Source organism: Microvirga sesbaniae, from assembly GCF_025460805.1.
Taxonomy (GTDB): Bacteria; Pseudomonadota; Alphaproteobacteria; order Rhizobiales; family Beijerinckiaceae; genus Microvirga; species Microvirga sesbaniae.
Genome location: NZ_JAMXFJ010000011.1, coordinates 100,014 through 122,593, shown reverse-complemented (window position 1 = coordinate 122,593; position 22,580 = coordinate 100,014). Strand labels below are relative to the sequence as shown.

The 22,580-nt window shown below is 62.4% G+C and carries 23 protein-coding genes and 2 pseudogenes; 6 read left to right on the top strand and 19 right to left on the bottom strand.

Features of this window, described 5'->3' with window-relative positions:
- Nucleotides 1-76: 76 nt before the first annotated feature.
- From OCW50_RS16660 to OCW50_RS16640, 5 genes and pseudogenes are all read right to left on the bottom strand, one after another.
- The gene (locus tag OCW50_RS16660) at nucleotides 77-301 is read right to left on the bottom strand and encodes a hypothetical protein (protein ID WP_262298299.1); all 225 of its coding nucleotides are present in this window, start codon (nucleotides 299-301) and stop codon (nucleotides 77-79) included.
- A gap of 247 nt (nucleotides 302-548) precedes the next feature.
- Nucleotides 549-836 (bottom strand): hypothetical protein, encoded by a 288-nt coding sequence (locus tag OCW50_RS16655; RefSeq protein WP_262298298.1) that lies wholly within the window; start codon nucleotides 834-836, stop codon nucleotides 549-551.
- A gap of 60 nt (nucleotides 837-896) precedes the next feature.
- Nucleotides 897-1,184 carry a PRC-barrel domain-containing protein gene (locus tag OCW50_RS33420; protein WP_262298352.1) on the bottom strand — a complete coding sequence of 96 codons (288 nt, stop codon included), beginning with the start codon at nucleotides 1,182-1,184 and terminating at the stop codon, nucleotides 897-899.
- 132 nt (nucleotides 1,185-1,316) lie between these two features.
- A pseudogene (locus OCW50_RS16645) lies at nucleotides 1,317-2,768 on the bottom strand (DUF1254 domain-containing protein); the annotation flags it as partial.
- A 353-nt stretch (nucleotides 2,769-3,121) separates the two neighbouring features.
- A complete protein-coding gene (locus tag OCW50_RS16640; RefSeq protein ID WP_262298297.1) occupies nucleotides 3,122-3,403 on the bottom strand; it encodes a hypothetical protein in 282 nt (93 codons plus the stop codon).
- A 335-nt stretch (nucleotides 3,404-3,738) separates the two neighbouring features.
- On the opposite strand from OCW50_RS16640, the gene OCW50_RS16635 reads away from it, so the two are divergent.
- Nucleotides 3,739-5,928, top strand: coding sequence for a tetratricopeptide repeat protein (locus tag OCW50_RS16635; RefSeq protein ID WP_262298296.1), 2,190 nt, complete (start codon nucleotides 3,739-3,741; stop codon nucleotides 5,926-5,928).
- Between the two features lie 143 nt (nucleotides 5,929-6,071).
- Here OCW50_RS16635 and OCW50_RS16630 read toward each other — a convergent pair whose 3' ends face one another.
- Nucleotides 6,072-6,770 (bottom strand): M15 family metallopeptidase, encoded by a 699-nt coding sequence (locus OCW50_RS16630; protein ID WP_262298295.1) that lies wholly within the window; start codon nucleotides 6,768-6,770, stop codon nucleotides 6,072-6,074.
- 517 nt (nucleotides 6,771-7,287) lie between these two features.
- Between OCW50_RS16630 and OCW50_RS16625 the strand changes: the two genes are divergently transcribed.
- From OCW50_RS16625 to OCW50_RS16615, 3 genes are all read left to right on the top strand, one after another.
- Nucleotides 7,288-7,656 (top strand): hypothetical protein, encoded by a 369-nt coding sequence (locus OCW50_RS16625; RefSeq protein ID WP_262298294.1) that lies wholly within the window; start codon nucleotides 7,288-7,290, stop codon nucleotides 7,654-7,656.
- Nucleotides 7,657-8,011: 355 nt separating this feature from the next.
- A complete protein-coding gene (locus tag OCW50_RS16620; RefSeq protein ID WP_262298293.1) occupies nucleotides 8,012-8,257 on the top strand; it encodes a hypothetical protein in 246 nt (81 codons plus the stop codon).
- 186 nt (nucleotides 8,258-8,443) lie between these two features.
- Nucleotides 8,444-8,734 carry a hypothetical protein gene (locus OCW50_RS16615; RefSeq protein ID WP_262298292.1) on the top strand — a complete coding sequence of 97 codons (291 nt, stop codon included), beginning with the start codon at nucleotides 8,444-8,446 and terminating at the stop codon, nucleotides 8,732-8,734.
- Between the two features lie 90 nt (nucleotides 8,735-8,824).
- On the opposite strand, the gene OCW50_RS16610 is transcribed toward OCW50_RS16615, so the two are convergent.
- Nucleotides 8,825-9,385 carry a cupin domain-containing protein gene (locus OCW50_RS16610; protein WP_262298291.1) on the bottom strand — a complete coding sequence of 187 codons (561 nt, stop codon included), beginning with the start codon at nucleotides 9,383-9,385 and terminating at the stop codon, nucleotides 8,825-8,827.
- Nucleotides 9,386-9,604: 219 nt separating this feature from the next.
- Here OCW50_RS16610 and OCW50_RS16605 point away from each other — a divergent pair.
- Nucleotides 9,605-10,019, top strand: a pseudogene (locus OCW50_RS16605) (anthrone oxygenase family protein).
- A 67-nt stretch (nucleotides 10,020-10,086) separates the two neighbouring features.
- Here OCW50_RS16605 and OCW50_RS16600 read toward each other — a convergent pair.
- The 12 genes from OCW50_RS16600 to OCW50_RS16545 all read right to left on the bottom strand — a co-directional run bounded on the left by OCW50_RS16600 (nucleotide 10,087) and on the right by OCW50_RS16545 (nucleotide 21,475).
- Nucleotides 10,087-11,073: an AraC family transcriptional regulator gene (locus tag OCW50_RS16600; protein ID WP_262298290.1), complete on the bottom strand. Its 987-nt coding sequence runs from the start codon at nucleotides 11,071-11,073 to the stop codon at nucleotides 10,087-10,089.
- 299 nt (nucleotides 11,074-11,372) lie between these two features.
- Nucleotides 11,373-11,864, bottom strand: coding sequence for a hypothetical protein (locus OCW50_RS16595; RefSeq protein ID WP_262298289.1), 492 nt, complete (start codon nucleotides 11,862-11,864; stop codon nucleotides 11,373-11,375).
- 69 nt (nucleotides 11,865-11,933) lie between these two features.
- Nucleotides 11,934-12,338: a WGR domain-containing protein gene (locus OCW50_RS33220; protein ID WP_315974438.1), complete on the bottom strand. Its 405-nt coding sequence runs from the start codon at nucleotides 12,336-12,338 to the stop codon at nucleotides 11,934-11,936.
- Nucleotides 12,331-12,489: a hypothetical protein gene (locus OCW50_RS33215; RefSeq protein ID WP_315974437.1), complete on the bottom strand. Its 159-nt coding sequence runs from the start codon at nucleotides 12,487-12,489 to the stop codon at nucleotides 12,331-12,333. Before OCW50_RS33215 ends, OCW50_RS33220 begins: the two co-directional genes overlap by 8 nt.
- Before the next feature lie 150 nt (nucleotides 12,490-12,639).
- The gene (locus tag OCW50_RS16580; RefSeq protein WP_262298288.1) at nucleotides 12,640-12,984 is read right to left on the bottom strand and encodes a phasin family protein; all 345 of its coding nucleotides are present in this window, start codon (nucleotides 12,982-12,984) and stop codon (nucleotides 12,640-12,642) included.
- A gap of 29 nt (nucleotides 12,985-13,013) precedes the next feature.
- Nucleotides 13,014-13,232, bottom strand: a complete 219-nt coding sequence (locus tag OCW50_RS16575; protein ID WP_262298287.1) for a F0F1 ATP synthase subunit epsilon — start codon at nucleotides 13,230-13,232, stop codon at nucleotides 13,014-13,016.
- The gene (locus OCW50_RS16570; RefSeq protein WP_262298286.1) at nucleotides 13,229-13,930 is read right to left on the bottom strand and encodes a 3-oxoacid CoA-transferase subunit B; all 702 of its coding nucleotides are present in this window, start codon (nucleotides 13,928-13,930) and stop codon (nucleotides 13,229-13,231) included. Before OCW50_RS16570 ends, OCW50_RS16575 begins: the two co-directional genes overlap by 4 nt.
- A 4-nt stretch (nucleotides 13,931-13,934) precedes the next feature.
- The gene (locus OCW50_RS16565; protein ID WP_262298285.1) at nucleotides 13,935-14,582 is read right to left on the bottom strand and encodes a CoA transferase subunit A; all 648 of its coding nucleotides are present in this window, start codon (nucleotides 14,580-14,582) and stop codon (nucleotides 13,935-13,937) included.
- Between the two features lie 520 nt (nucleotides 14,583-15,102).
- Nucleotides 15,103-16,503, bottom strand: a complete 1,401-nt coding sequence (locus OCW50_RS16560) for a bifunctional enoyl-CoA hydratase/phosphate acetyltransferase (RefSeq protein ID WP_262298284.1) — start codon at nucleotides 16,501-16,503, stop codon at nucleotides 15,103-15,105.
- Nucleotides 16,504-16,508: 5 nt separating this feature from the next.
- The gene (gene fabI, locus OCW50_RS16555) at nucleotides 16,509-17,288 is read right to left on the bottom strand and encodes an enoyl-ACP reductase FabI (protein WP_262298283.1); all 780 of its coding nucleotides are present in this window, start codon (nucleotides 17,286-17,288) and stop codon (nucleotides 16,509-16,511) included.
- Between the two features lies 1 nt (nucleotide 17,289).
- A complete protein-coding gene (locus OCW50_RS16550; RefSeq protein ID WP_262298282.1) occupies nucleotides 17,290-19,215 on the bottom strand; it encodes a PHA/PHB synthase family protein in 1,926 nt (641 codons plus the stop codon).
- Complete coding sequence (locus tag OCW50_RS16545) at nucleotides 19,202-21,475, bottom strand: DUF3141 domain-containing protein (RefSeq protein WP_262298281.1); 2,274 nt, start codon at nucleotides 21,473-21,475, stop codon at nucleotides 19,202-19,204. Before OCW50_RS16545 ends, OCW50_RS16550 begins: the two co-directional genes overlap by 14 nt.
- Before the next feature lie 338 nt (nucleotides 21,476-21,813).
- On the opposite strand from OCW50_RS16545, the gene OCW50_RS16540 reads away from it, so the two are divergent.
- Nucleotides 21,814-22,395 (top strand): HdeD family acid-resistance protein, encoded by a 582-nt coding sequence (locus OCW50_RS16540; protein WP_262298280.1) that lies wholly within the window; start codon nucleotides 21,814-21,816, stop codon nucleotides 22,393-22,395.
- The last annotated feature ends 185 nt before the right edge of the window (nucleotides 22,396-22,580 follow it).

Sequence of the window (22,580 nt, the reverse complement as noted above, 5' to 3'; positions counted from 1 at the left end):
AAGAACCTTGGCTTACGACAGGATGGCATGGGCAGCAGGCGGGTTGTCAACAAAGGTAACTTCCGCACAGCGGCGATCAGCCGATGTTCGCACAGCCTCGCTGTTCTACCGAGTTTGACCCCAAGCGGTCCTTGAGGGTCAGCGGGCGCAGCATCCGACCTTCTCTCAACTGCAATGGCACACTGTTCAGAGCGGCAATGGGATCGCTGAGCTTCTTGGCAAGATCAGAATCCTGCGTGGCTGTCGGGAGGTCGCAGACGGCGGGAAGGAGATTGCCTGCGAGCATGCGCCGACCAAGCATTCTGACGTGATCCTCCCTCGGATTCCCCTGAGGCATCCGTTCACACGGGGACTGCCATGACCAAATCTGTGAGCCATGGCTGCGCTGGTTATGTAATCCGTCGTGCGACCCATCCGATGTGGCTTCGGCTGCCCGGCCAACTCGATGTCTCCGGGCTTCCAGCACGTGTCGAACCAGGGCTCGATCAATTGGGCGGGGCTGTTCCGGCAGAGCCCCGCCCTCGGCGACCGCTTCAGTGACCGTGCGCTCAGAAGTCGTCGTCAGGACCATCGGCGCAGCGGTAGCCGACGAAGCACTGGGCGGTGTCGTCGCTCGGCACCCAGGCCGGCTGCGGATACTGATCGACCTGGCAGTAGCGGGCATCCCGCACGAAGCGGCCGTAGGTGTACTGGCCCGTGCTCAGGACGACAGCGCCGCGGGCGTTCACCAACGCACGGTCGGCCGAGCACGGACGGCCCGTGGTCGAAGGGCCGGCCTGCGCCAGCGCGCCCGTCGTCACGATGCTCAAGGCGAGAACGGCAGTCAGTCGGATCATGATGGCGCCTCCATGGGCTTGTCGGGGATCGGGGCACCGCGATCGGGTGCTCCGCTGGTCCTATTCGTTGCTCGCCCGCACGAACCGGGGCATCGCTTCCAGCGACTGCTTGGTCGCGTTCGGCAGCACGATCTCGCCGTCTTTCAGGGTGAACTGGCTGACGGGCACCGCCGTCAGGTGCTCCCCGAGGTCGAGAAAGCCGCCGGTTCCGACGATGGCGTAGGTCGCCACCTTGTCGGGTGCCACGATCAGATCCGTGACATGGCCGACGCGCTCGCCCCTGTCGTTGTAGATCTCACGCCCGAGGATCTGGTTCTTGACGCTGTAGCCGCTGTAGAGCGTCCGCACGTCCACGACCGCGACGCCGATTGTCGAAGAGCCCGCGATAGGGCCTGGTCCGGCACTGCCGGTCTCTGCCGGGATGCCGGCGCTGGTCGGCACGAGCCTGCTCTGCTCCAACGCGGCACTGGCCTGCCGATCGCTAGCCCGCTCCACCTTCGGCGGCTCCCAGGTGCCGTTCAGGATCGACGGGGAGGTCTCCTTGGGCCAGTAGAGCCGCAGCATCAGGTTCATGTCGCCGGCTGGAGCCGGCAGCCAGTTGGCCTCCTTGCCCGCTCCGGGCGACTCGCTCTGGAGATAGAGGTCGACCGACCCGTCCGGGTTCTGGGCGAGCTGATTGCGCTGGCTCAGGGTATATCGGTTGAGGGGATTGGCGACGAAGAAGTAGTTCGCATCGTACATGGTCAGCGACCAGAAGCCGTCGACCGGGGGCATTTGGCCCTTGTCGAAATGGATCACGTACTTCTCGGACCCGGTCAGCTTCCGGCCCGACGAGTCGACGCTCGTCGTCGGGTAGACGGCATCCTGCGGCAGGTTCGCGCCCAGGCCGACTGCGGTGACCGTGGCGCGCTTGAGATAGTCCGTTCCATAGCGTCCGAGCGTCGTGGCGACCACCCACCCGTTTTCGAGGGTGCCGACCGTGCGGATGCCCGCCATGATCTCCTCCCAGCCGGCCCGGTGGGCACGCTCGACCCCCTTGGCAATCTCGGGATCGAGCTGGCGTGTGTCGAAGGTGCGCCCGGGCACGATGCCGATCTTGGCCATGCGGGCGAGCATCGGGGCATCCTCCGGCGAAGGCGGATTGTCCTTCATCAACTGCGCCAGCAGGTTGAAGTAGGGGCCGGGCTCCAGGCGGTTGACCTGGGTGCGCGCGGCCGTCTTCATGTCGATGTTCGGGTCCACCTTGCCTGACGGCGGGGTGTAGGGCTTGCCGTAGGCGCTGAGCGGCACGAGCTTGATCTGGTCCTGAAGCGCCCAGACCACCTTGTAGTCCTCCGGCGTTCCGGTCGAATAGAGGCGGCCGATGAACCAGACCATGTCGGTCGGCGACTTGATCTCCTTCACACCGTCCGGCAGCGCACCCTTCCAGTCCGGCCCGGTGATGGCGTAGGTCTGGGCTCCGGTGCCGGTAGTGCGCGTGCCGGGATCGGCAATGACGTTGGTCCAGGCGGAGAGCATCGGGAACAGGTAATAGCGCCCGTTCATCTCCGGCAGGGAGAGCACGTAGGGTTCCTGGCCGACGTTGATGAACCCCGAGGTGTAGAGGGTGTCGGCGTTCGGAGCCGTCACGTCCCGGTAGGCGGCGGTCGGGTACTCGCGCTTGCTGACCAGTTGACCCATCGGGGCGCGCGATCCGCCCGGCTGGTCGACGTTGGTGAAGACGCGCCGGGTCATCTCCATGGTGACGAGCGGATAGCCGTACACGTAGGCGTCCTTGGCGATGGCGAAGGCTTCCTGCTCCTTGAGGCTCGTGGCCGACAGGGCCCGGCCGGCCTCGACGGGCTGCGCCGAGGCAGGAACCGTACCGAGGGAGGTGAGGGCGGTCGCCATCAGGGCCGCGGTGGCGATCCGCGAGAGACGTGACTGGGTCATGCGGCAGGCTCCTCTTGTGCAGGTCGTGGCAACGCCGCGCTAGTCTGCGCCTTCTGGGCAGGCGTGCTTGAGCAATGCGGACGATCGTTTGACTTTGCGTCGTCTTGGCTGATCGCCAGTATCGCCTGATCCCCGGCCGCCGCGCCATCAGGGTCAACCCCGGAACCGGAGGGGGAAAACCCTGATTGGTGCCATCGGCGATGCCCTTGCAGCCGGGATCGCTCCCGTCGGGGATGACCGAGACACGGCATGAGCATTCGACGAGGCACCGTTCAGCGGGGTGAGCCCCGGCAGATCCATCAATCCATGGGGCATGACCGTTACGGGAGAGCCGCGGTCAACCGCGTCACCCGTCAGGCGGCGAGCGCCCGGATGCGCTCCTCCACAGCCTCGAGCTGCCGGACATACGGCGCCCGCCGCTCGCGGTGGCGTTCCTCCAGCCTGCGGATCACGCTCTGCTTGAGCCACTCGTCGGCGGTGCTGTTCCTGACGATCGCCACCTCGGTCTCATGCACTTGGTCGATGTCGGCCAGGGTAGCAAGGATCGATTGCAACAAGGGCTGGATGTCGGACGGGTACACGCGGGGAGCGTTCCCCATGGCCGAACGAGAGAACTGTCCAGACGTGGTGGGCATAGGCTTCCTCCAATGACGACCGGCTCTTGCCGTGTTCTGGCTGCCAGGTGGGAGGAGCCGCGATGAGCCGCAACCTGCTCCAAAAGAGGTAGTGTTGAAGCCCGTAGCTTGAAGCCTGTCAGGCGGCGCGCGGTGGCGCCGCTTCGGCGGTCATGCCGCCCCGGAACCCGTTGTGCAGCTCGGGCGTGTCCTGGTGCCTATACGTAGCCTTCCTCCGAGACGTCGCCACCGGATCGGTGCGGTGGTATCCTACGTGAGCGCTGTCGATATGTCGGGCGGCCTGACGGCGCGTTGGCCTGCGACCCTTCGGAGGATCTCCTGAAGGAGAGACAGCCATGGCGACTGCATGGGTAGAGCGGCGGTTGGCGGCCATCCTGGCGGCGGATGTCGTCGGGTACTCCCATCTCGTTGAAATGGACGAAGCCGGTACGCTTTCCGCCCTGAAGGCCTTGCGGCGCGAGGTTGTCGATCCGTTCCTGGCCGAGCATCACGGGCGCATCGTCAAGGTGATGGGGGACGGGGCGCTCGCCGAATTCGGCTCGGTGGTCGACGCGGTCGCCTGCGCGGTGGCGGTGCAGAAGGCCGTGACGGAACGGCAGGCCGGCATCCCACCCGAGCGCCGGATCGTGTTTCGTATCGGCATCAATCTTGGCGATGTCGTGGTCGAGGGCGATGACCTGCTCGGCGACGGCGTCAACGTGGCAGCCCGGCTGGAGCAATTGTGCGAGCCGGGCGGAGTACTGGTCTCCGGCGCGGCTTATGACCAGCTTCAGGGCAAGCTCGACCTCACCCTGGACTTTGTCGGCGAGCAGCGGGTGAAGAACATCAGCCGGCCGGTGCGAACCTATCGTGTCCGGCGGAAGGGCTCGCGGCCGAGCTTGCGCCTCCACGCGCGGCGCTTTCGCCGATGGATCGCTGCTGGGGCGGCCGCACTGGCCTTACTGGTCATTGGACCCCTGCTCTGGCTGCGTCCATGGGAACCGCGGCTGGAGCCCGCATCCGTCGAGCGGATGGCATTGCCGCTGCCCGATAAGCCGTCGATCGCCGTCCTGCCATTCGCCAACCTGAGCGGCGATCCGGAGCAGGAGTACTTCGTCGATGGCATGACCGAGGATCTCATCACCGACCTGTCGAAAGTCGCGGGACTGTTCGTCGTCGCCCGGAACTCGGTCTTTCCGTTCAAGGGCCGAGCCGTGACTGCGCGTGAGGTGGCGGAGAAGTTGGGCGTACGTTACGTGCTGGAAGGCAGCGTGCGCCGGGCCGGCGACCAGGTGCGCGTCAATGCGCAGCTCATCGACGCGACCACGGGCGGGCCCCTCTGGGCCGAGCGTCACGACGGCAGCGCCAAGGATATCTTCGCCGTTCAGGACAAGTTCGTCCAGATCATCGTTCAGGCCTTGGCGCTCAACCTCTCGAAGGACGAGCAGGAGGAAATCGGCCGCGGGCAGACGAAGAGCATCGCCGCGCGTGAGGCCTTCCAGCGCGGCTGGGAACTCTATCTCCGCTTCACGCCTGCGGAGAACGCACGGGCGGCGAACAAGTTGAAAGCCGCAATCGCTCTCGATCCGAACTACGGGAGGGCCTATGCCGCCCTGGCGCTGGTCTATTTCCGGGGCGGTGCGTGGCACTGGAGCGAGCCGTTGGGCATGAACACCGAACAAGCGGCCGACGCGGCACGTCTCTACCTGCGCGAGGCGAAGTCGCGGCCGTCATCGCTTGCGAACGTCGCGGCGGCGCATTTCAACCTGTACGCCGGGCGGCATGACGACGCCTTCGTCGACGCGGCGCGGGCTCTCGCACTCGATCCCAATGATCCCGAAGCCCATCTCGGCATGGCCTGGGCCATGATCACCACGGGCAAGCCGCAAGCCGGCCTGGAATTTGTCGAGTCCGCCATGCGGCTCAATCCCAATTCCCCCAGCCACTACGCCCTGGCCCGGGGCATGGCTTTGTTTGCGAAAGGCGATCTCGACGAGGCCGCGCGTGTCTTCGCAAGGGCGCTCCAAGCCGACCCGCAGGCCATCGATCTGGCGCCTCCCCTCGCTGCGACGTACGCACAGCTCGGACGGCGGCGGGAGGCACGCGAACTGCTCCTGGTGTGGAAGCCGGGAGCGCATCAATCAGAGTTGGAGTATTATCCGGTTGCCTACCGACTTCCGTACAGGTGGTCTGCGGCGGCAGCTAAAACGGCCGAGCGGCTGTTCGACGGCCTCACCGTTGCCACGTTGCCGATGGACGTCACGGTACCAGCCCTTGTACCTGCCTTGGAACAGGGCACCGTCTTTGAACGCGGGTGGGCGGCAAGAACTCTGGGGCAATTTGGGGCCCATGCTGCGGAGGCGGTTCCAGCCCTGATCCAAGTGCTCGCGGATGGAAAACCTGCCGTGCGCTGGCAAGCCATCATCGCTTTGAAGAAGATCGGTCCTTCAGCGCGAGCGGCGCTTCCTGCCCTTGCAGCCATCCAAGATGATGACTTGCTCGGATCCGATGCGCGGGATGCCGTGAGAGAGATCGAGAACAGGTGACCGGCGGTGGAAGCCCATCCTGCGGAAGCGAAAGGGGGAACCTTGGCAAGGCCGACACGATCGGCTGCACCCCGAACGGCGACGGATCCGGCTTCACCTCCCGGCCATCGAGGATGGGGCATGCCGCTTCTGCTGAATGGTAGTCATCTCCCATTCTGCGAGAAGTGCTTGTAGTCCACGATCTCAGACCTATCGCCGCCCCAGCGCCATTGGCGTTTCTTGAAGGCCTCGGTCACGACGCTCCTTGGCACGATGATCCCGATCACGTCGCCCGAACGTTTCTCTGGATGATTGTATGGTCTGCCCGCCTCCGGTTTGGTCACGCTCATCGGACTCCTTGGGTCCCCAATGACATACGGGTTCTGCACGGGGTTGATGTCGACCGCGATCGCCTGCATGTGCGCGATCGGCTTCAAGCCGGCAGTCACGGGGCGGCAGTTGAACGCACTAGTGTTGTTGGCGGCCATCGACTGGTCGTCGTCGCCCCCGTACCTGTCGATGAGGTCCATGCGCTCGATGCGGAAGGAATTGCTGTCGTAGATCTCCTGGAAGACGGCCGCCACGTCCGCAGCCACCTTCTCGGCCACGATCAGATGCCCGAGTTGGGGTTCTCCCTGGAAGTCGTGATACGGCACCGTCAGCAGCACGAGTTCGGCCCGTGCCGGGCACCCGATGCCCTCGTGCCAGGATTTTCCCTGCATCTCGGCCCAGACGCTATCGGGGATCGGTTCCTGCCGCACCATCTCCTGGGCGCGGGCGCCACAGCCCACCACCAACTGGACAAGAATAGCGAGAACGGCCACCTGCCGCGGCATCGATCCAGACACACCGACATGGGACATGGCGTTCCCCTGCGCTGACGTGCGAGCAAGCCATCCTACCGCCGTCCGCGGTCAAAGTCCCGGGTGCGTTCGGATGAGCGTGGCGCGCGTCTCGTCAGGGCACCCAGGGCCGCCATCTCCTTCAAGGGCGGCTCGCCCTATCACGTCAGTCCGGCGGAGCCGTCTGCCCCGCGCCTGAAGCAACGTCCGATGGCTGTGAAGATTGATCGCAGCGTGAAGGTCTCGATCTGGTATGTCTGAGACCTCAGCTCGAAGGCAGCAATCCTCATCGAACCGGACATTCCGAAAGCGCAGGGAATCTCGGTTCCTGAGCCACTCCGGAACTTCCCGGATCAGTTCTCGGGTCCGAGTCCATGTTCCATAACGTCCCGCCATCGGAAATTTCGCCATAATGCTTGCTTCAAGAGGCTGAATTCCTGCGCGCGACAGGAGTGCGGTTCGGGCGTAAAATGGGCGAAGTAGCGTTGTCCCGACGCTCTGTGGAGCGCCGCCAGCCCCTCATGTGCGGGAGCGGCCCATGTCCCCCAAACGCGCCCTCTGTGCCGTCCTCCTCTCGGTCTATCTCGAACTGCCAACCCAAGCCCACGACATCTACTCGACCCTTACTGATGCTGCCGGGGCCAGTTGCTGCAACCAGAATGACTGTCGGCCTGCGCCTTACCGGGTGTCCCCGAGGGGCGTGCAGATGTACCTCGATGCCGACTGGTTTGATGTGCCGGATGGGACCATCCAGTACCAGTCGCTTCCCGGTGATACCGGCGAGACGCGCGGTGGACACTGGTGCGGCACGGCCATTTACCAGCAAGGCCATAGGGTCGTTCATGTAACCCACTGCGCCATCCTGCCGCCCAACTCCGCATCTGCCGCAGTCAGGCACAACGAGTGACGTTCATTCCAGAAACGGCCTCACCCGAAATTTTCGCGGCGGTTTTGCGCGCGAGCTTCACTTGGCAAGCAGTGGGCCTGATCATTCGACCCGATTGACGGTATACTGGCTGCTCTGACGTGAGGAGGCTGTGATGCTTGCAGCCCTACTCTGCTTGTCGGCCCTCCTGGTGCTGCCAAGTGCCGGCTTGGCCGGTCCGTTCCGTTATCCCGCATCCTCGCAGTCGTGTCGTATGGGGCGGCAGCCCATGCCAGACCTGAATGCGCTTGTCTTGCGCAGCAGCCCACGCGTGGTGGCGACTGGTCGCCTAATCAAGGGCCTCTACTACTCCGAGGGTCCAACTGGGCCTCACGCCATGGCAGCGTTCTACATGGCCTGTGACCAGTTCCTTGAGCAGAAGCCGTTCCTGATGATGGACTTCCGCTCCAACCGGTTCTTCCTCGACAATGACCGAGACGGCTGCATTGACGCGACCGATGTATTAGCGCTGCCGGAAATTGACCCGGCGGACTTCCTTCCCGCCGTTGATGGGGCCGAAGACCTTTGTAACGAAGATCTCCTCGGCCATTACCACCTCAACGACTTAGCCGCTGCCCCATAATGGGCGTTCCGCGAATTGCACGGCCTCATCGGAAACCAGAGCGATGGCCCAAAATGCCACACAACTGTCCCGATTGATCAAGAACAGGGCTCTGGATCAGGTAGAATTCCCAACAGGCAAGAGAGGAAAATAGGCGCTGCTCGGGTGAGTGCCGCCGACCCTTAGGCCTGGAAGAGGGAGCGATCCATGCACGCTGTGATCAGAACCTACTCCGGTCAAGGAGCCAAGGAGCTTTTTGATCTGCTGGAAAAGCGTCAGTCGGATGTCGAGGGCCTGATGCGGACGGTCACGGGATTTGTCGGCTACTCCCTGATCCGCACCGGCGATGGCGGCATCACCGTCACGGTCTGTCAGGACAAGGCGGGCACAGATGAGAGTGTCCAAAAGGCCAGGGAGTGGGTCGGGCAGAATGCGTCGGACATTGGCGCGAGTGCACCGAAAGTGACGGATGGTCCGGTCATTCTCCATTTGAAGTAGGGGCGCCAGCCGACGCCGGAGGCCACCTCGGCTGGTGGCGTGCTCAAATTGCCTAGTCGAAGGCTGGGGTTATTCTCACCCCGCTTCCGATCAGGGCTTGACGACGACTGTGTAGCCCAACAGCCGGGCAACGGGTGCGAGCGTTGCGAAGAGCAGCTTCTGCACCCAGACCGGTGGACCAGCCACATAGAAGTGATCCTTGAAGGCGTGGAGAGTGAGCGCCATCAGCAGAAAGCTGGGTTCCCCCTTGGCGCCGAACCATTCGGGGTGGTTCTGCGCGATGGTGGCGAAGTTCAGGAAGAACCGTAGCTGATGTTGCGCGGGCGTGAAACGGATGACCACCACGGTGTCGCCGGCATGGGCGTTGCGGAAGAAATGCGGCTTGCCGTTGGGAACGGTGATCGTCTCACCAGGCCGGAGGTCATGCATCTGGCCATTGATCGAGACGGTCAGCCGGCCTGACCGAACCGTGAAGGTTTCGTCTGTCTTGGGGTGGATGTGGGCCATCGCATTGCCGCCGCCGGAGCCTCCCGGTCCCAGGCGGACCTCGAATTCGGCCGCCTCGGCACTCTCAGGGGTGGTGAAGACAAACGTCTCCTCATTGAAGGCATTCTCCAGGGTCAGTCCCGGTGCGAACGACAGCGAAGCCATGGCCCCTCGCTCATCATCTGGCAGAGTTCTGAATACGGCAAAGTTAGGCCTATCAGCCGGTATCCCACAAGCTCAGGAGCAGCCTCTTAGATACGTCAGGAAGATCCGGATGGCGGCGGATTCGGACATCTATCGGCGGTCCGGGGCGAGTTTCGCGCGTGCGCCTCTCGCTCGACGGCCAGGAAGATCGCATACTGAGCGAAGTCTGAGGAGGCCGACATGCTCACTGGTCAGCTTGCACTCCTTGTCGCCGCGCCTTTACGGGCGCAGCCCTCTACATCAACCTGGCCGAACAGCCCGCGCGGCTAGGGCTGGACGATCGCTCCCTGCTCCTTGAATGGAAGCCAGCCTACAAGCGCGGCTTTGCCATGCAGTCCTCCTTGGCAATCGTGGGGTTTTTGCTCGGGCTGATCATGTGGTGGCAGGATGGCCATGCTGGATGGCTCGCTGGTGCGCTGCTGATGATCGCCAACTGGCCCTTCACGCTTCTTGTGATCATGCCCACGAACACAAGCTCATGGCGGTTGACCCTGGAGCCGCTGGCCCCGAAAGCCGGGCGCTGATCGAGCGATGGGGCTGGCTTCACGCAGGGCGAACCGCAGTCGGCTTTGCCGCCGCTGTCGCCTTCTTCTAGACATCGCTCTCCTGAACGGCTCGTTCTATCTCGTTCTATAAAGGGCCTTCTGCAAAATTCGCGCAGCTTACGCGCGAGGCTGCTCACTGCCGCTACCAGCCCGCCAGACGGTCGGCGTCTGGCCCGACCAGCGCCGGAACGCCCGGGTGAAAGCGCTCGCCTCCGAATAGCCCAGCGCCGCCGCGATCTCACCCAGCGGCACCTCGGTGTCCTCTAGCAACTGACGCGCAATCTCAAACCGGATCTCGTTCCTGATGGCCCGGTAGCCCATGCCGCTGCCCTTCAGGCGGCGACTCAGGGTGCGTCGGTGCATGGACAGCAGGTCGGCGACGTCCTCGGCCGAGCAGCGGTTACTGGTCAGCCGGGTGCGCAGCAGCCGCCGGATGTCGTCTGAAAGGGTAGAGCCCGCACTGGCCCTCATCTGCTGGAGGCGCTCCGCCAGCAACTCTTTCAGCATGGGATCAGCGCCGGCAATCCTACGCTTCAGGTCTTCGGCCGGGAAGACCAACGTGGCGGTCTCCTGGTCGAAGCGCACCGGCGCCAGGAAATGACGCCGGTAGGGTTCGGTTGCCGCGGGTGCCGCGCGGGGCACGAGCACCTCGATGGGATGCCAGTCGGAGCCGCACAGGGTTCGCAGAACATTGACCGCAACGGCCAGGGCGGCGTCGGTGACCTGCTCCGCACTCTCCATCTGCGGCTGATAGACGGCATAGGTGAGCACGGCCATGCCATCGCTGACCGACAGCGAGGCAACCACAGCCCGATCCTGGACACTCAGGTTGGACACCAACCCTTCGAAGGCCTCGCCGACGGTGTCCGAGTGGAGCATCAGGCGCCCGACCAGGTCCATGGATTGGACCGTGCCGCGCCGGCCGACCAGGAGCCCGAAATGGGGGCAGTTCGTGCGCGCCACGCACAGGCTGTACAACCGGGCCAGAGCGGCGAACGGAACGACGTTGGTACTATCCTCAAACAGCCGGGGCTCGAGCCCCGCCTCACAGATGAGCGGCCCGGGGTCGAGGCCGAACGCACGCAGGACCGGGGCGATCTCCATGGAGACGCCCAGGTGGATGTAGCCGGGGGGAATTGTTCGTCGGGGGTCTGTTAGGACGGTCGGCGGGAGCAGGATCGGTTGTCCCGCGCCTATACTCGTACGCTTTGACGAAGGCTCGATGTCGCCAGTCATCGCCATGCCCCTCGCAGAGATCTAAGTTGTTCGTGCAACGGCACAATACGTATAGTGACGTATAGTGAAAGAAAAAAATTTGATACAGATCAAGATACTATAGGTTAGCAATCCTACGCCTAAAAATTACTGATTAACGAGGAGTTAGGCCTACTTTTTGGCGGCCTTTATAGGCCTGATTTCCCGGGCTCTCTAAGAGGCTGATAGGTAACCGAAGCATGAGTTGCATTTGGCGGACAATTAGCTTCTGTGTATCTAACGGTATTATATGACTTCTCATCTCTCCATGTTAGGATCTTCATTCTACATACAAGAAGGCTTTTGTTTTCTTCACTAACCGGTATTCCATATGTCTCTTTCATTATTCTATCTATGACAAAATTATCTCCCATGTTATTTGGCCTAAGCACAATTTGACCAAGTTTATCATCGTTGAAGTAGAACAAAGCTGTGAATTCTATACCATAACCTATGTATGGCATCTTAGCCTTTAAGACCAAATTATTATTTGGCCCCTGTTCTTCAGAATGTGGGGTTATACGACCTTGGCCGGAAGCAATTACTTCATCAAAAGTCATTCCCCATTGAGTGTTTTGCCATCCTGCCCAGGATGATCCGGACGTAATTAGCATCAAAGCTACGAAGCAGGTTCTCATCATGTCTCAACTATCCCATGGCCATTGATACGGCGCGGAAGAGGCTAATCATTTACCCATCCTAGCGGGGCCTTACAGGTCGTAGTAACCACGCAGGCGCTTGGCCCTGGCGATCGCCTCATGCGCCTGACCGGCTTCGTCCACGGTGTCAAAGATCTCAGCGAGTTCCTGGCCGTGGGTGCAGATCCTGCCCCAGTGGTGCACGAGCGAGATGGTCCCGAACTGATCCCAGTATATTGCGGATAGGGGCACGGCGCAGATGACCTCGTCCATGTGCAGGCTTCGTTTCATCAGCGCCTCGGCTTCGCCTGCCCTGACGAGTTCGACTGCTTTATCGGCCGCTGCATGGCTGTGCAAGGCATCGGCGAGCCGCATCGTGAAGATGTCCGTGCCCAGCACCTCTGCGGCGGCCCTGATCCTGGCCTGCGGCCCGACGAGGATCGGCTCAATCAGGCTAAGCCCGGCCGCCTCAAACACCGCCCCCAAAGGAGGCCGCGTCGCATGGGTGAGCCACGGCGACCTTCAACTTCGGAAGGGATTGCGCGATCGCCACCAGCCGGTCGTACTTGTCGTGCCGCCTCTGGTCCTGCTTAGGCGCATCCTGGGCTGCAGTTACAAGCGTTATCATCGATTTCCCTCGTTGCTCTCATTGGACGGTCGGGATGGACCGCCGGGACGGCGGATTTGATGTGTGAGCCGCGTCTTATATCTCAACCCACAAGGTTGCGGTCGACAACGACTCATGCTCTCGCACACGCCTCGTCCTTCGTCGGAGGCCTTACTCCTTTGGGCCGATACCGCCATTTGCAGATCTGGTGCAGATAGTCGTCAGCTTGCCCATCTCGGCATTGTAGTCGCGCAGGGTTTCCTCCATCCAGCGGGACTGGATCGCCGCCGCGTCCGCGAGGTTCTTGCAGCTCATCATTTCGCGGGTGGTCGTGGCGTCCTTCTCAAGTCGCATCGAGACGAAGCCGATCATCTCGCGCTGGCATTCCGCGGCCGCGGAAAACCAAGCTTCCGTGACATTCGCCAGAGCCCGGCCGCTGCCATCGGGTAAAGCGATCCCCATACCGCTGCGCAGCGTCTCCGATAGTCCTGATGTCTTTGGCATGGTGGTGGTCATGGATTGTCCTCCTTCAACGGACTTCTTCGTCAAAATGAATCGGCCTCTTGGCGCGCTCGGCCGTCGTTCGTGACGTCGCGCATAGTCTCCAGGCACACGATCTCCTCGGCAAGGCAGATGCGCGTGAGTTCCTCCGGCGGCAGGGCTCGCTTGGCCAGTACCGATGCGCTACCGCCCCTGATCGCGGCGAACTCGCCACGGAGGAGGCCCGGCAGGTGGTCAGCAACTAAGTGACGAGAGAGGGTCATAGGGGCTCTCCGATGGACGTCATGGCGGCCGCTTTGGACGTAGCCTTCGGGAGTGTTGGCTCGGACAGTTCAGGGGAAATGACGAGGTCCCCCTCGGTCGCGGCGACGACCTCCTCGACTGTGACCCCGTCCATCGTCTCCAGCAGTGTCGCGCGGCCGTGCGGGAACCCGATCACCGCGAGCTCGGTGACGACGAGGTCGACCGGCCGGTCCGACGTCAGCGGCAATGAGCATTCGCGGACGATCTTCGGGCGGCCCTTGGCGGTGTGCTGCATGGCGACGATGACGCGCTTGGCGCCGGCAACCAGGTCCATCGCGCCACCCATGCCGGGCACCATCTTGCCCGGCACCATCCAGTTCGCGAGGCGGCCGTGCTGGTCGACCTGCAGGCCGCCCAACACCGTGAGGTCGAGATGGCCGCCCCGGATCAGGCCGAAGGACATGGCGCTGTCGAACGTGGACGCCCCCGGCAGGGCGGTCACGGGTTTCCCGCCCGCGTCGGTCAGCCACGGCAGCGCCATGCCGGGATCGGCCACCGGCCCGGTGCCGATCAGACCGTTCTCGGACTGGAAGAAGACGTGCATCCCCTTGGGGACGAAATTGGCGACAAGGGTCGGAATGCCGATGCCGAGATTGACCAGCATCCCGTCGCGCAGCTCCTGCGCGATGCGTTGGGCGATGAGGGTTTGCGCATCCATGGTGTCAGCCTTTCGCGATGAGGTAGTCGACCACCGGAGCGGGCGTCATGACGTGGTCCGGCGCGATGACGCCCACCGGCACGATGTTCTCCGCCTGGACCACGACGGTCTCTGCGGCCATGGCCATCAGCGGGTTGAAGTTGCGGGCGGTGAGGACATACCCGAGATTGCCCAGGTAGTCGGCGATGAACGCATGCACGAGCGCGAAGTCGGCCCGGAGCGCGGGCTCCAGCAGGTAGTCGCGACCGTCCACGGCCACAGTCTGCTTGCCTTCCGCGGCGATGGTGCCGACACCTGTCGCGGTCAGGATGCCGCCAAGCCCGAAGCCTCCCGCGCGGATGCGCTCGGCGAGCGTGCCCTGCGGGACAAGGTCCACCTGCAGGTCTCCGGCCAGCATCTGCTTCTGCGTCTCCGGATTGAGGCCGATGTGGCTCACGATCACCCGGCGCAGGAGTTTGGCCGTGATCAGCTTGCCGATGCCGATCCCGGGCGCCGCGGTGTCGTTGGCGATAACTGTCAAATCACCTTTCTGCTGTCGCACAAGTTCGTCCACTAGCGGCTCGGGCGTCCCAACGCCCATGAAGCCGCCGACCATCAGGGTCGCCCCTGCCGGGATCATCGCGGCAGCATCTTGGAGGCTGATCGTCTTCATTGCGGGTCTCCTCAGCAGCCAACGCAGACGCTGCGCATGGTTCGGTTCAATCGGCGCTCCATCTCGCGGAACTTTCGGTCTGCCGCCGATTGGCTTTGGTCTGTGGGCTCCTGTAGGCCTTCCGGCGGCTGAACGGACTGGGATGTGGGTTGACGGAGCCTCAGCTGATGAGGTGGCGAAGGCTCCTGATCCGGCGCTTGGGCCCATGCGCCACTTCCCAGAAGAAGCGCAACAGTCGCGACACCGACTCGATTACGTAGGGACAAGAGACTTGAAGTCATCGGGACCTCCTATTGCCCTTCCCGCGCCGTAAAATGCCATTACGCCATGATGCTGAGCCGGAAGTCGGTCCGCTTGATGCGCAAGTACTCTCAGAATGGGTCGACACGGCTGCCCATGCCGCTCTCCTTCCAGAAGATCCGGTTCTCTGGATACCGGCATGCTCCAACTGTCCTGGCGCGCAGGCCAATCAATGTGTCCAAATCTTTGCAGAGACGATTTTGTAGTACCGGCAACGAAGCTACTGGTCATAATTCCCCCACGTATGATGGCGCACGAGGAGACGGGCAATCGCGCAGGACGCCAGGCGCGCAAGCTCGCCGTCCGCGCGACTGGTCAGGATGATCGGGACGCGCGCTCCGAGAATGACGCCCGCGGAATCTGCACCCGCCAGATAGATCAGCTGCTTTGCAAGCATGTTGGCCGCCTCGAGATCCGGCGCGACCAGGATGTCGGCGTCGCCCGCAACGGAGGAAACAATATGCTTTGTTGCGGCCGCCTCGTGCGAGATCGCATTGTCGAAGGCCAGCGGTCCGTCCAGAACACCGCCTGAGATTTGCCCGCGTTCGGCCATCTTGCAGAGAGCCGCAGCCTCAAGCGTAGAGGTGATCTTAGGATCGATGGTTTCAACGGCAGACAGAATGGCGACTTTCGGCTGGCCCACACCGAGGGCATGCGCCAGATCAATGGCATTCTGAATGATATCTCGTTTGTCGGTGAGTGTTGGGTAGATGTTGACCGCCGCATCCGTGATGACCAGCGGCTTGGGGTAATGCGGCACATCGAAGACGAAAGCGTGGCTCATGCACCGTTCGGTGCGAAGCCCCGTGTCGGCCTTGACGGCCGCGCTCATGATCTCCTCGGTATGGAGAGCCCCCTTCATAACGGCTTCGACCCGTGCCTCGCGCGCCATCGCAACGGCTGAATCCGCCGCGGCGTGACTGTGTGGGGCGTCAACGATTTCAAGGCCGTCCAACGAAGCCTTCAGAGCGGCCGCCGCAGCGGAAATCTTAGCTTTCGGGCCGACAAGCACCGGGACGATCAGTCCAGCCCTCATGGCTTCGAGCGCTCCCCCCAGGGATGGCTCGTCGCAAGGATGGACAACAGCCGTTCGGATCGGTTGCAAGCCTTGTGTCGCAGCAACAAACTGGCGATATCTCAGTCCTCTTTCATGAAGGTGGACCTCCGGAAGAAGCGCACGAGGGCGGCGCACCTTTTCGGTTGGGGCGATGACCTCGGCCTCTCCCACAATAACGGCCTCGTCCGCTTGATTGCGGCACTCGCAATCAAGCCGGACCCGCTTCTTCAACCGGTCGACTTCCTTGACCGTAACGCGTACCGTGACCGTGTCGCCGAGCCCGACCGGACGGCGGAAGCTGAAGGACTGGTTGAGGTAGATTGTCCCCGGCCCTGGCAATTCGGTTCCGAGGAGCGCCGAGACCAGGGCGCCACCCCACATGCCGTGAGCGATGACCTTGTGGAACATATCCGCCTTGGCGAATTCTTCATCCACGTGAGCCGGATTGACGTCTCCGGACAAGACCGCGAACAGCTCAATATCCTGATGACGCAACGTCCGGGTCAACTTGGCGCTGTCACCGACCGCAATTTCATCGATCGTCTTGTTTTCGATATATTGCATAGTTGTCACGCCATGATGTGGTAGCCGGCATCGACGTGGGCCGTGTTCCCGGTCATGCTCTGCGAGGCATCGCTTGCAAGGCAAGCAGCAATGGCTCCGACCTCTTCGATGGTGACAAGGCGGTGCTCAGGCGCGCGCGCCTGAGCCTCGTTGATAATCTCATCGAAGTGAGATATGCCCGAGGCCGCGCGTGTTCTGAGCGGACCTGGAGATAGGGCGTTAACGCGGATCCCCTTCGGGCCAAGCTCCGCCGCCAAGTACCGGACTGTTGCCTCAAGGGCGCTCTTGACCGGCCCCATGATGTTGTAGTGATCGACAACCTTCTCGGCGCCATAGTAACTCATCGTCAAGATACTTCCGCCGGCGCTCATCAGGGGCTCTGCCCGACGGGTCAGCCGGATCAGGGAATGGACCGATATGTCCATGGCCTGAGCAAAGCCCTCCCGCGAGCAGTCCGTGACGCGCCCCTGGAGGTCCGCTTTTGGGCAATAGGCGATGGAATGAAGCAGAAAGTCGAGCCGCCTCCAGCGGGCTTCAATGGTGGAGAAAAGAGCCTCGAGCTGTTCATCTGTCTCGACATCTAGCGGTTCGAATATGGCCGCATCGACGCTCTTTGCGACCGGCTCAACATAAGGACGGGCCTTCTCGTTGAGATAAGTGACGGCAAGGCTTGCTCCTGCTGCCTGGAAGGCATACGCGCACCCTGCCGCAATCGACTGGTCGTTGGCGATCCCGACCACGAGACCAACCTTGCCCTCCAAAATCCTTCCGAGATTGGGCATCATCTTAGGGCTCCCTCACATAGGATCCGGGCGCCTGGTCGAGGACTGGGTAAACCGGTGGCGCTCCGAGGGACGGAAGATTCACGGGCTCGCCGGAGTGAGACGTTAGCCAGCTAGCCCATTCCGGCCACCAGGACCCCTCCTGAACTTGAGCCAACCTTTGCCATGTCTCAGGATCGAGGTGACGCTCCCGTTCAGTCTTGGTCAGCACCCGATAGCTGCGGTGAGGCCGACCGGGCTCGGAGACGATGCCGGCATTATGGCCTCCCGTCGTCAGCAGGAACGTGACGTCCGTATTGGTTAGGTTGTGGATCTTGAACACGGAGCGCCACGGCGCCACGTGATCGCGCTCGGTGCCGACTGCAAACATGGGCGTGCGAATGTCGCCAAGAGCGATGGGCCTGCCTTCCACCTTGAAGCGTCCTTCCGCCAAGTCGTTCTGGAGAAAGAGCTGGCGCAGATACTCGGAATGCATGCGGTAGGGCATTCGCGTTGCATCAGCGTTCCACGCCATGAGATCGGTCATCGGCTCGCGTTCGCCCATCAGGTAGTTATGGAAAAGGTACGACCAGATGAGATCGTTCGAGCGCAGCAGCTGGAAGGCACCAGACATCTGTTTGGTGTCGAGGTAGCCCTGCTGCCACATCATATCCTCCAGGAAGTGAACCTGAGTCTCAGTGATGAACAGCGTCAGCTCCCCAGCCTCTCTGAAGTCCGCTTGGGCCGCAAACAGCGTTACTGACTTTAGGCGATCGTCGCCCTCGCGTGCCATGGCGGCCGCGGCAATCGTCAGCAGCGTCCCACCGAGGCAATACCCGGCCGCATGAACCTTCCGATCGGGCACGATGGCATTGATGGCATCAAGCGCCGAGAGGACGCCCAGCCTGCGATAATCTTCCATGCCACGGTCCCGGTCCTCGCGGGTTGGATTCTTCCAGGAGATCATGAACACCGTGAAGCCCCGGCTCACGAGATAGCGTACCAGAGAGTTTTCCGGCGATAGATCAAGGATGTAGTACTTCATGATCCAGGCCGGCACGATCAGAACCGGCTCAGGCCGGACCTCGTCCGTCGTTGGCTCGTACTGGATGAGCTCGATTAGGTCGTTGCGGTAGACGACCCGGCCCGGCGTGACGGCAACATTCTGGCCGACTTGATATGTCTCCGCCCCCACTGGAGGCTTGTTGTGGGTCAAGCGCATCCAGTCTTCGACGAGGTTCTGAGCTCCTCGGACCAGGTTCTGGCCGCCCTGCTCCAAGGTCCGGCGCATAACGACAGGGTTCAGTAGTGGGATATTGGACGGTGAGGCTACATCGAGGAACTGCCGCGCTGTGAACTCGACCATGTTCTCGTGCTGCTTCGAGACTCCCTCCAGCCCCATTGTCGCATTGTGCCACCACTCCTGCTGCAGCAGGAAGGACTGGTAGATTAGGCTGTATGGATATTCCCTCCATTCCGGTGCGGAGAACCGCCGGTCCTGCGGCAGCGGAGCAATACACGGCTCCGCTTTTCCGGGTGTCATTGTCTCTTTCAGAGCCTGTTCGCCGATTCGGCCGAGTTTGCGAGCCGCTTTTACAGTCAGCTTAAGTTGCTTGCCTGGGGAAAAAGCCAGATGAACGACCCAGTCCAGATAGGCCTCCGCCAGTGCCGCCGGCGAGAGCCCGGACGTGACACGGGCCGCCGAAGCGTGAATCACGCGATCGAGGACCTCGGCCAAGCCTTCGCCCCAGGCGTCTGGAACCTCGGCTGGGAGGTGGATTTCCTTCAACGGCTCCTTCATCAGGGGAAGAGCCTTGGTGCCGGAATGAGCACCCGATGGCTGATCCCGACCCGGCGGTGTGGCGGGCTGAAACTGAGTTCGGTCTGCTCGCTCGGACCCACCCATCCTGATCACACTCGCACCGGGGTTGTTTGGATCAGGATGTCGCATGAGAAGGTCTCCTTCTTGGAGCGGCGGTCGGACCACGCGCTCCCGGGCCGGGACGGATCACGTCGGTCGCCTGGCGCATGGCGTCGGCCAAGACCGCGTTGACCTCGCGCAGGCGCCCCTGCGCCGCTGCGTCGAGCGGACCAATTACTGTCACAACTCGTTCGAGCATGCTTCTCAACATTTCGATGTCGGCTGGCGTCGCTCGGGACAGCAGTTGGGGAAGTGCCGCGATCGCCGCCGCAGGGTCGAGCCGCATGAGGCGGGCCTGCTGCCGGATCGCCTGCTTGAACTCAGCCAACGATATGACTCTGGCATTCGCGACATTCTCCTCCCGCAGCCGTCGGATTAGGTTGAAGCCACGCTCATCGACCCAGCCGAGCGTATCACCGATGTAGTACAGGGCACGGACACCGGCCTCGAACAGGCCGCCCTTGGCCATCTCACGGCGCAGACGGTCGGCCTCCGCCGCCCGGAACGCCCGATGCTCGGGCGTGTCACCGGGATGCTGGCGGGGTTCGCTCGTGTCCCTTGCATCCATACCCGCCCAAGCCTGCACCCAGGGCGATCCGTAGATGACATTGAACGTGTGCTCATACATGTTGTCACGCCACAGGCGCCATTGATCGAGCGAGGCTTCGACTGCCTGGGAAAGCCTCTCCTGCTGGTGCAGGAGGGTATTGTCCGGGGACACCGGTTTCCGGTTCTCCCGCGCCTTCTGTGCTTCGCCGGCGATCCAGCCCATCCATGGATTGCGATCCGAGGCGAGTTCATAGGGGACGCGCAGCGGATGCAGGCGTGCCAGGTGGCGCGCCATTTGCGGCGTGATGCTCGCCCGGACCCACGGCTGGACGAAACTCCGATAAAGACTGAGATTGATCTCCGAAATGCGTGCCACCGCGGCAAAGTGCCGGTCGCTCTCGACATCCGGCCTGACGATCTCCCGGACATCCGCCACGCTGCGCCTCTCCAACGACAGCACGTAATCGCCGTAGGCGAGATCCGGGTTCGGCGTGTCCGGCCCCTTTTCCCGCAACTCGGCCTGATAGATGCCGGATGGCAGGACGTCGACGAAGTCGATGTTTGCCTCGAACTCCTTGTGCTCCTTGCGGCCTACGCTGCCTGAGACAAAGATGCCAAGATGGCCGATGCTGTCGTGGAGAGCATAGACGATGGTCTGATTGTGCGCCCGCACGTCCTCATCATCCCGATAGAGGTCGGTGATCCAGCCGAGCGCCTGGGGCGGCGGTGAAATGTTGTCGCCTTTGGAACAGAACACCAGGATCGGAGACTGGATATTGCGCAAGTCGATGCGGATCCCGTGGGACGTGACAAGTCCGGCCGTGGACAGCTTGTTGCCGATGAACAGATTGTCGACGATGTACTGTATCTCGACATCGTTCAGGAACACGTGACCGCCCCAGTACTTCTCAAACGCGAGATACCGCTCGCGCTCGGTGTCGACTTTCGAAAAGAGGTTGTACTGCTTGGTCCAGAGCGTATTGGTCGGGTTGAGGTTCTCGAAATTCTGAACGAGCCAGGCACCGTCAAAGCGGCCTGCCCCGAGATCGCTGGTCAGGGCTGTCAACCAACTGCCGCCGAGCAGTCCGCCCGAGTAGCGCATCGGGTTCCGGCCGGGCCAGCCGGCCCAGTATGACACGGGCGATCCGGCGACGATGATCGGACCGAACAGCTCGGGCCGGACCGCGGCCGTCATCAGGATCTGCCAACCGGCCTGACAGTTAGCGATCACAACCGGCTTGCCTTCGCTCTCGGGATGCCGGGCGATCACCCGCTCCAGAAAGGCGGCCTCGGCCCGCATGACGTCCTCGACCGTCTGGCCCGGCACCGGGTCCGGCGTGAATCCGACAATGTAGCAGGGATGGCCGGCCCCGAGAGCGGCGCCGATCTCACTGTCAGCTTTGAAGCCGCCGATGCCAGGGCCGTGTCCGGCTCGTGGATCGACCACGACAAAGGGGCGCTTGCGAGGGTCGATCTCAACCCCCTCGGGTGGAATGATGCGGGCGAGGCCATAGTTGACCGGCCGGTCTAACGTGGGGCCGAACATGACGAGCTCGGCCTCAAAGCTCAGGACATTCGGTGTAACCTGAGCCAGATGCTCCAGATACTGGTTGCCGCGTTCGCGCATGACATCGGCATAGAGCAAGCCACGCTGCCAGAGATCAATCGCGTATTCGTAGGCCGTACTGGCAAAGTTGACAGATGGGGACGTTGGCCGATCAAGCATATGTTTGAAATCCATGTCTACCTCTGGCGGCTCATGTCGAACAGTCCCTGTCGGTACCGATTGCAAAAAGCGGTCCTTAGCCGAACTACTCTACGACCACGGGCTATTTCGAACGCCTTTCGAATTGGCCGCATGTGGTACAAGGAATGACCCGAACTGGGATCGTGTTTGGCATCTTTGCGCCTGAAGGCTCGGGGCTCATGCGCCTAAACCCAATGAACCCGAACCAGCCTCGCAACAAATAACAGCTCCGGCAGCCGGGATTTTGATTTTTGTCAACAAGAGCTGCTCTCTCAGCGGCACACTATGTTCCAACGGGTGCCGGCATACCCGCTGGAACGGAGGAGTGTCCCATGTCCAACACGGCCAATCTTGACACGCCGGTCCCAGGGCGTGCGGACCAGGAGCTTGAACCGCTACGCGTCAAATGGGGCTGGATCGTCGCGCTCGGTGTGATCTTCCTGATCACCGGCCTCATTGCCCTCGGCAGCGTCGTGATGGCAACCGTTGCCTCCGTCGCGGTGGTCGGCGCAATGATGCTAGTCAGCGGGATCGCCGAGATCATCAACGCCTTCAGCGTGAAGAGCTGGGGCAAGTTCGTCCTGTGGGCACTGCTCGGCGCGCTCTACGTCGTCGCGGGCCTGGTGACCTTCCGCAACCCACTCCTGGCCGCCACCGCCCTGACGCTGATGCTCGGTGTGGCCCTGATCGTCTCGGGCGGCCTGCGCATCTTCCTGGCCATGCAGATGACCGAGGGTGCACCTTGGGCGTGGGTGGCGCTGTCAGGCGTCATCACCGCAGTCCTGGGTGGTATGATCCTGGCCCAATGGCCGGTCTCAAGCCTGTACGTGCTCGGTATCTTTCTTGGCGTCGACCTGGTCTTTGCCGGCATCGGCTGGATCAGCATGGGTGTGGCTCTGAAGCGTCGGGCCTGACACGAGTAACCCAGAGGCACGCCACCTGTGCGCCTGCCTAGGGCAGGGACATCCTCGCACTCGACAGCAGTCGCCTCATGATAAAGCTTCATCGAGCTTCGCGGGCGGCGCCTCCCAATGCAGAGGAAACACCCAGATGAAGCAACGGAGTATCCCATGAAGCGGAGTGGCTCCGACCATGTCCC